Genomic DNA, 7674 nt, shown 5'->3' on the forward strand with positions numbered 1-7674 from the left:
CGATTACCAGGACGGGTGAGGAGTCGTTAACTGCGGGCGCCATTGGGCGGGCGCGGGGCGGCAGCGTCAAGGACTCGTCAATCCTTGCGGTTCGCAATGGCACCGAGGGGCTGTGCCGCTGCGGAGGCCACCACCATGGAGATCACCACCGGCTTGACGGCTGCCTGGCTCGACGCCGTGCGTCGGGCGCAGTCGGACATGAGCCGGCGTGTCCAGAAGCAGGCGCCCGACACGGCGCCGTCGTATCACGAGCGCACCCTCACCGATGTGATCGAGCGCGCCGTGAAGTCGGGTGGGGCGGCGCCGGTGGCGGAGAGCCAGGCGCCCGCCGCCGCCCAGACCGACAACCGCTCCGCCGAGACCTCGGCGTCGGAGAGCACGCGGCCGGGCTCGCGGCTCGATATCCGGGTGTGAGCCGACGCCGCGACTCTGCGCTTCAGCGCCCGCGCGTCAGCGCCCGAACAGCGGGGTGACGCCGAGTTCCGCCGCGACACCATCGAGCGCGGCGACGAGCGCCGCCGGCACCGGGATGCCGGCCGCGCTGCGCTCCGCCCGGCAGTCGCGCCGGCGGTCGCCGGGCAGCCGGATCGCGTCGACCCCGGGCAGTCGCGCCGAGGCGCGCAGATCGGCGAGATGGCGGTCGATCTCGGCGACGAAACGGTCGCGCCCGACGAAGCGATCGATGTCGATCGCCGCCACGAACTGGCCGGTGTCGGTGACGGTCACGTCGTCGGCGTTGAAGTCGACGCAGTCCCGTCCGAACGCAGCGCCGTTGAGCACGCCGGCGAGTAGCCCCAGCATCAGCGACAGGCCCGCGCCCTTGTAGCCGCCGATCGGCAGCAGCAGGCCGTTGGCGCTCTTGGCCGGATCGGTGATCGGCTCGCCGGTGTCGCGGTCGACCAGCCAGCCGTCCGGCAGCGGGAGGCCCTGGAGGGTATGCTTCTTGACGGTGCCGTAGGAGACCACGGTGGTGGCCATGTCGAGCACCATCGGGCCGGCGCCGGTCGGCACCGCGATCGCCAGCGGATTGGTGCCGAGCAGCAGGTCCTTGCCGCCCCACACCGCCATGTGGTTGGCGCTCGCCACCGCCGAGTAGATCCCGACCATGCCGTGATGGGTCGGCATCTCGGCGTAGAGTCCGGCCGAGCCGGCGTGATTCGAGCGCCGCACCCCGACCCAGGCGACGCCGGTCTCCCGCGCGATGTCGATCGCTGTCTCGGCGGCACGCCGCACCACCAGGTGACCCATGGCGTTGTCGCCGTCGACGAGCGCGGTCGCCGGCGCGGTGCGGGTCACCGTGATGGCGGGAGCCCGGTTGAAGCCGCCGGCGCGCAGCCGGCGGACATACTGGGGCAGGCGGAAGACCCCGTGGCCGTCGGCGCCGGTGAGATCGGCCTCGGCCATCAGCGCCGCCACGGTCTCGGCGTCGGCGCGGGCGAGGCCGGCGGCGGCGAGGCAGTCGGCGATCAGCCCGGCGACCGCCGCGGCGGGGGCGCGGCGGGGCGGCAAGTGCGGGGTGTCGGCCGACGTGCTCATGCGGTGCCCTGCGTGATGCCGCCGCCGATCAGGGCGAGCGGGCCGCGGCTGAGGATCTGCTCCTTGTCGGCTTCGGAGATCGACAGGGCCCGCACCTGCCGGACGCAGTCGAGGGTGCCCATGTCGTACGGGTAGTCGCTGCCGAGCACCACCCGCGACGCTCCCGCGCTGGCGACCAGATACTCCAGCGGCTCGCGGGCATGCAGGATGGAGTCGAACCACAGGGACTTCAGCGCCGCCTCCGGCGATTCCTTCAGGTTCACCTGCGGCTCCGGGCGCACCCGCCAGCCGTGAATCCAGCGGCCGAACTGATAGGGCACGAAGCCGCCGCCATGGACGAGCAGGAAGCGGATGGCGGGATAGCGCGAGACGACGCCGCCGAACACCAGGGACGCCGCCGCAATGGTGGAGTCGAGCGGATTGCCGATCAGGTTGTTCAGGTAATAGGAGCGCAGCCGGTCCTGCCCCGCCACCTGGGTGGGATGGATCATCACCACGGCGGCGAGCGCGTCGGCGGTCTCCCACAGGGGCTCCAGCGCCGGGTCGTCGAGATTGCGGCCGCGCACATTGGAGCCGATCTGGGCGCCGGCGAGCCCGAGCCCGTGCATGGCGCGGTAGAGCTCCTCGGCGGCGGCCTCGGGCGCCTGCATCGGCAGGGTGGCGAGCCCCATGAAGCGGTCCGGATAGGTCACCACGGTGCGGGCGATCTGATCGTTCTGAAGCGCCGCGAGGGTGGTGTTCAGGCTGGGATCGACATCGTACAGGAAGGTCTGCGGCGTGTTCGACAGCACCTGGACGTCGATGCCGGCGGCGTCCATGTCGGCGAGCCGGGTGTCCAGGTCCCAGCCACCGCGCGGAAACGGCCGGTACGGCACGCCGGCCACCTCGAGCACCGCGAAGCCGGCATCGATCGGGGTGAGCTTCGGGGCGATCGACGGCGCCTCGCGGCCGATCAGCCGCATCGTCTCCTCGCTCAGAATGTGGGCGTGCGTGTCGATCGTCTTGCCGCGCGGCATGGTCGTCTCCTTCACCGGAGCGCCCGTCATAGCGGTTGCGGCCGGCCCCGGCCAGGGCCTTTGTATGTCAGGTGCGGGAGCGGCGACGGCGGGGCGGTGGAGCAGCGCCGCGCGGCTGTGGGCGCGGCTTGTGGTTCGGGACTTGGCGGTTCAGCGCGACCGGCCACCGGCCGACGGCTCGGGATCGCTGATCACCAGTCCCGACATCGGCTCGATCCAGGTCAGGTGACTGACCACGCCCCGCACGCCCGGCACGTTCTCGGCACAGACCTTGAGGGCCTCGCTCTGCTTCGATTCGGTGATGCTGCCGCGCAGCTCGACGATGCCGTTCTCGACGGTGACGTCGATGAGGGCGATCGGCGCCCACGGCTGGCGGGCCAGCTCGTCGAGCACGCGCTGCCGGATCTCGGCATCGCCGCCGGTCGCGGACGGGCGCTCGCGAACCGCGGTGGCGAGGGCGTGCAGCAGGTTGGCGCGGCTGATGATGCCGACCAGGCGGCCGTCGCGCACCACCGGCAGGCGCTTCACCCGCTTGCGCTCCATCAGGGCGACCACCTCGTCCAGCTCGGCGTCCTCGCCGATGGTGACCGGGGTGCGGGTCATCACCTCGTCGACGCGGCGGCCGTGCTGGCGCACATAGTCGCCGGCGAGGCTGTTGGGGCCGACGAGGATTTCGAGCCAGCGCGGCCGCTTGCGCACCGTTCCGGTCTCGGCCCGGCGGAGGAAGTCGCCTTCCGTGACAATGCCGGCCAGCCGGCCGTCGGCATCGACCACCGGCAGGCCGCTGATCCGGTTCTCCAGCATCAGCTGGACGGCGTCGAGAATCGGAGCCTCGGGGGCGATCGTCACCACCCGGGTCGACATCACATCCCGCACCTTCATCGCGGCTCCTCCTGGCTCGCCGCCCCGCCCACCCCGGCGCCAGGCCGTATCCGATGGCCGCGCGGCCCTGGCCGCCGGCGCCGAGTATCGGCCCGCCCGAACGGTGCGGCAACGAGAATTCCGGCCGGTCCGCGCCGCCGATGCGGCGCGCCCCCGAGGTGCAACGTCGACACGACGACCTTGGCTGTCAACTCTCCATGACAGCAGGAGTGTAAAGCCGGTATGTTGCAGTGCGCAGGTGTGTGCTATGCGGAACCATCAATCCGTTTGACGGGGAAGGGGAGCAGGACATGGAACCAGCGGTCGCGACGTCGGGTAACGCCGAGGCCGGGATTCCGACCCTCCATCTGCGGGGCGCTCCCCAGCCGGTCCCGCCTTACCTCGATGTGCACTATTGGTGGGCCTATGTGCACCCCAATGCGGTGCGGGTGTTCGAGCGCCAGTGGCTGGCCAACCTCATCCTGTGGGGCAACTACGCCCGGCTGCGGGATGCCGCGCTGGCGGCGCTGGGTGAGCGACCGGGCGGCCGCACCCTGCAAGTCGCCTGCGTGTACGGCGACCTCACGGTTCGCCTGAGCGGTCGGATCGCCGCCGCCGGCGGCACGTTGGACGTCGCCGACGTTCTGCCGGTGCAGCTCGACAATCTGCGCCGCAAGCTGCCGGCCGAAGCACCGGCGCGGCTGATCCACACCGATTCGGCCGAGCTGCCCGCCGCGGACGCCACCTACGACCGCGCGCTGCTGTTCTTCCTGCTGCACGAGCAGCCGGAGAGCTACCGTCGGCGCACGCTGGCCGAGGCTGTGCGGGTGGTGAAGCCGGGCGGTCGCATCGTGATCGTCGAATACGCGCGGCCGCGCTGGTGGAACCCGCTGCGATACGTATTCGCCCCGGTGCTCGCGGCGTTGGAGCCGTTCGCTCTCGATCTATGGAGAGAGGACGTCACAGCGTGGATTCCGGCCGCGGGAGAAGGTCTAAAAATCGAGCGTGCGTCGTATTTTGGTGGCTTGTATCAAGCGATCGTAATCACCCGATAGCCACGCCCCGCCGTGCCTGCATGGCGGCTGCGTGCTCGAGGTGAGTCTTGCGTTTTCTCAAGGTGTTGTACGGGGGCGGATGCGATGGTCGATCCCAGGGGGCACGAACTCTTGCGGGAACCCCCACCCGTTTCGAGGTCATTACAGATGCAGACTGTTGCAGTTCGCGCGTCGACGTCGGTGAGAACCGAGGCCGGCTCACCAGTGGACAGTTCAAAGGCTCCCGTCCTCGACATTCCGCCTTATCTCGAAAAGCATTACTGGTGGGCCTATATCCACCCGAACGCGATCCGCTTCTTCGACCATCAGCCGATCATCAATTTCATCCTGTGGGGCAACTACGCCAAGCTGCGGAACGCCGCCCTCGCCGAGATGGGTGACGAGCTGCCGGGCAACACGCTCCAGGTCGCTTGCGCCTATGGTGACCTCACCCCGCATCTGTGCGAGCGGGTGGCGGCCGGCGGCGGTCGGCTCGACGTCATCGACATCGTGCCGGCGCAGTTGCGCAACGTGCGCCGCAAGCTGCCGGCCGATGCGCCGGTGCGGCTGCTCAACATGGATTCGGCCGACCTCAACCTGCCGGATGCGAGCTACGACCGGGCCATCGTGTATCTCTTGTTCCACGAGCAGCCGGTGGAGCACCGGGAGCGGACGCTGGCCGAGATCTTCCGGGTGGTGAAGCCGGGCGGCAAGGTCGTGATCATGGATTACGCCCAGCCCGACTGGTGGCATCCGTGGCGCTACTGGTTCAAGCCGGTGCTGGCCGTGCTGGAGCCGTTCGCGTTGGATCTGTGGAAGCACGCGCTCACCACCTGGATGCCGGCGCCGTGGTCCAAGACGCAGTGGCCGCGCGAGTCGTATTTCGGGGGCCTCTACCAGAAGGTCGTGGTGACGCGCTGAGTCGCGCGAGCCCCGCCGGGCCGGCATCGCCGGAGTAGAGTCTGAAAGAGCCCGGTCTTGCGCCGGGCTCTTTTCGTGTGAGCGGATCTCGACGCCGATCTACCGCCCCGCCGCGTAGCCCTGCATGCCGCGTGGATTGGCGGCGGCACGGCGGCGCCAGCCGTCGCGTGCGGCGGCCGTCAGGCGGCCTTCCGACCAGGCCGGCCCGACCTCGATCCCATGGCCGCGGGCGGCCAGCTCGCGCCGCGTCTCCGCCGGCACGCGCTCCTCCACCACCAGCACGCCGGGCCGCGCCGTGCGCGGCCAGAACGAGATCGGAAAGTGCTCGCTGTGCCAGGCGGGCGCGTCGATCGCCTCTTGGAGGTTGAGGCCGGCATGGACGTGACGCAGGAAGAACTGGAGCGCCCACTGGTCCTGCTGGTCGCCGCCCGGCGTGCCCCAGGCGAGGTAGGGCTCGCCGTCGCGCAGCGCCAGCGTCGGCGACAGCGTGGTGCGCGGCCGCTTGCTGGGGGCGAGCGCCGCCGGGTGGCCCTCCTGGAGCCAGAACATCTGGGCGCGGGTGCCGAGGCAGAAGCCGAGCTCCGGGATCACCGGCGACGACTGGAGCCAGCCGCCCGACGGGGTCGCCGACACCATGTTGCCGGCGCGGTCGACGATATCGAAATGCACGGTGTCGCCGCGCACCGTGCCCATGCGGCCGACGGTCGGCTCGCCGGCCCCCGAGGGCGCCACCGCGGCCCGCGATCCGGTCGCCTGCCGGACCGTCACGGCGGCCCCGTAACCCTCGACCGAGCCGGGGCGGAACTCCAGCGACGCGGTCGGTGCGACGAGCGCGCGGCGCGCGTCGTTGTAGGCGTCGGAGAGCAGCACATCCATCGGCACCCGGACGAAGTCCGGATCGCCGTAGAAGGTCTCGCGGTCCGCATAGGCCAGCTTGGCGCACTCCACCACCGCGTGGATGAAGTCCGGCCCGGTGACGTCGGCGCCGTCGAGAGCGAAGCCCTTGAGCAGCGCGAGCTGCTGGAGCAGCACCGGCCCCTGCGCCCACGGCCCCGGCTTGCACACGGTGTAGCGGCCGTAATCGTAGGTGAGCGGCGCCTCGACGCGCGGCCGGAACGTCGCCATGTCGTGGCCCGACAGGACGCCGCGATGCGCCTCGCCCGAGGTGTCCATGACCTTGCGGGTGCGGCAGAAGCGATCGACCGCGTCGGCCACGAAGCCGTCCGACCACGCCTTGCGGGCGCGCTCGATTTCCTGCTCGCGGCTGCCGCCGCCGGCCTCCGCCTCGCGCAGGATACGAGTGTAGGTGTCGGCGAGCGTCGGGTTGGCGAACAGGCTGCCGGCCTCCGGCACGCGGCCCCCGGGGAGCCAGACGGCGGCCGAGGTCGGCCAATGCTCGCGGAAGAGCTGCTCGACCGAGCGGATGGTCGCCTCGGCGCGCTCCAGCAGCGGGTGCCCCTCGCGCGCGTAGTGGATCGCCGGCCCGAGCACGTCGGCGAGCCGCAGCGTGCCGTAGTCGCGCAGCAGCAGCATCCAGCTCTCGAAGGTGCCCGGCACGCAGGCGGCGAGGAGCCCGGTGCCCGGCACCATGTCCAGCCCGAGGCCGCGGTAATACGCGATGGTGGCGCCGGCCGGGGCCGGTCCCTGGCCGCAGATCACCTCGGTGCGGCCCTTGCTCACGTCGTGCAGCACGATGGGCACGTCGCCGCCGGGGCCGTTGAGGTGCGGCTCGACCACCTGGAGCGTGAAGGCGGTGGCGACCGCCGCGTCGAAGGCGTTGCCGCCCTTCTCCAGCGTCGCCATGCCGACCGCGGTGGCGATCCAATGGGTCGAGGTGACCACCCCGAAGGTGCCCTCGATCTCGGGGCGGGTGGTGAAGCGGGCAGGATTCACGTAGCTCATGGCAGGGTCCGGGGCTGGCGGGGAGCGCACTTGATCACAGCGGCGCCGCCGCGCCAAGGCCGGGCTCCCGGCCTGCCCGTTCCGCCCGTTATACTGTTTCCGGGTGATCAGTTCGCCGTCGTTCCGGGGGGCGGCCCCCGGATCGGCGCTTCGCGCCGTCCGGGCACCGCGAACCCGGAACCCAGCGACACACGTCAGCCCCGGTAAACGCGGAGCTCTCAGCTGGATTCTGGACAGCCGCTTCGCGGCTTCCGGAATGATGGGGTAGACGGCCCCCGGCGGCATCTCTGTGCCAATCTGGCCGGTGATGAACTCGTTCCGGAAGCGGAGCCGTCCACGATGAGCATTCCCATGATTGGGTTGGACCTTGCGAAGACGATCTTCCACGTGCACGGGATCGATGC

7 protein-coding genes are annotated in these 7674 nt (G+C 70.8%); 3 read left to right on the forward strand and 4 right to left on the reverse strand.

Annotation, left to right across the window (positions count from 1 at the left end):
- Positions 1-135 precede the first annotated feature (135 nt).
- Positions 136-414: a hypothetical protein gene (locus tag ACFQUV_RS08935; protein WP_111384057.1), complete on the forward strand. Its 279-nt coding sequence runs from the start codon at positions 136-138 to the stop codon at positions 412-414.
- Between the two features lie 36 nt (positions 415-450).
- On the opposite strand, the gene ACFQUV_RS08940 is transcribed toward ACFQUV_RS08935, so the two are convergent.
- From ACFQUV_RS08940 to ACFQUV_RS08950, 3 genes are all read right to left on the reverse strand, one after another.
- A complete protein-coding gene (locus ACFQUV_RS08940; RefSeq protein ID WP_129609004.1) occupies positions 451-1536 on the reverse strand; it encodes an Ldh family oxidoreductase in 1086 nt (361 codons plus the stop codon).
- Positions 1533-2552 carry an amidohydrolase family protein gene (locus ACFQUV_RS08945; protein WP_165363869.1) on the reverse strand — a complete coding sequence of 340 codons (1020 nt, stop codon included), beginning with the start codon at positions 2550-2552 and terminating at the stop codon, positions 1533-1535. The genes ACFQUV_RS08940 and ACFQUV_RS08945 overlap by 4 nt, the downstream gene beginning before the upstream one ends.
- Before the next feature lie 150 nt (positions 2553-2702).
- Positions 2703-3434, reverse strand: coding sequence for a CBS domain-containing protein (locus ACFQUV_RS08950; RefSeq protein ID WP_129609002.1), 732 nt, complete (start codon positions 3432-3434; stop codon positions 2703-2705).
- 290 nt (positions 3435-3724) lie between these two features.
- On the opposite strand from ACFQUV_RS08950, the gene rquA (ACFQUV_RS08955) reads away from it, so the two are divergent.
- Both rquA (ACFQUV_RS08955) and rquA (ACFQUV_RS08960) read left to right on the forward strand, forming a co-directional pair.
- A complete protein-coding gene (rquA, locus tag ACFQUV_RS08955) occupies positions 3725-4468 on the forward strand; it encodes a rhodoquinone biosynthesis methyltransferase RquA (RefSeq protein ID WP_129609001.1) in 744 nt (247 codons plus the stop codon).
- 204 nt (positions 4469-4672) lie between these two features.
- The gene (rquA, locus tag ACFQUV_RS08960) at positions 4673-5368 is read left to right on the forward strand and encodes a rhodoquinone biosynthesis methyltransferase RquA (protein WP_129609000.1); all 696 of its coding nucleotides are present in this window, start codon (positions 4673-4675) and stop codon (positions 5366-5368) included.
- Between the two features lie 99 nt (positions 5369-5467).
- Here rquA (ACFQUV_RS08960) and ACFQUV_RS08965 read toward each other — a convergent pair whose 3' ends face one another.
- A complete protein-coding gene (locus ACFQUV_RS08965; protein ID WP_129608999.1) occupies positions 5468-7270 on the reverse strand; it encodes a gamma-glutamyltransferase family protein in 1803 nt (600 codons plus the stop codon).
- Positions 7271-7674 lie beyond the last annotated feature (404 nt).

Origin of the sequence: Rhodoplanes sp. P11, from assembly GCF_964266735.1 — a bacterium.
Taxonomy (GTDB): domain Bacteria; phylum Pseudomonadota; class Alphaproteobacteria; order Rhizobiales; family Xanthobacteraceae; genus Rhodoplanes; species Rhodoplanes serenus.

Excerpts from the sequence above, each read along its gene's own strand:
- ACFQUV_RS08935 (WP_111384057.1), top strand. The coding sequence starts at position 136 with ATGGAGATCACCACCGGCTTGACGGCTGCCTGGCTCGACGCCGTGCGT.
- ACFQUV_RS08940 (WP_129609004.1), bottom strand. The coding sequence starts at position 1,536 with ATGAGCACGTCGGCCGACACCCCGCACTTGCCGCCCCGCCGCGCCCCC.
- ACFQUV_RS08945 (WP_165363869.1), bottom strand. The coding sequence starts at position 2,552 with ATGCCGCGCGGCAAGACGATCGACACGCACGCCCACATTCTGAGCGAG.
- ACFQUV_RS08950 (WP_129609002.1), bottom strand. The coding sequence starts at position 3,434 with ATGAAGGTGCGGGATGTGATGTCGACCCGGGTGGTGACGATCGCCCCC.
- rquA (WP_129609001.1), top strand. The coding sequence starts at position 3,725 with ATGGAACCAGCGGTCGCGACGTCGGGTAACGCCGAGGCCGGGATTCCG.
- ACFQUV_RS08965 (WP_129608999.1), bottom strand. The coding sequence starts at position 7,270 with ATGAGCTACGTGAATCCTGCCCGCTTCACCACCCGCCCCGAGATCGAG.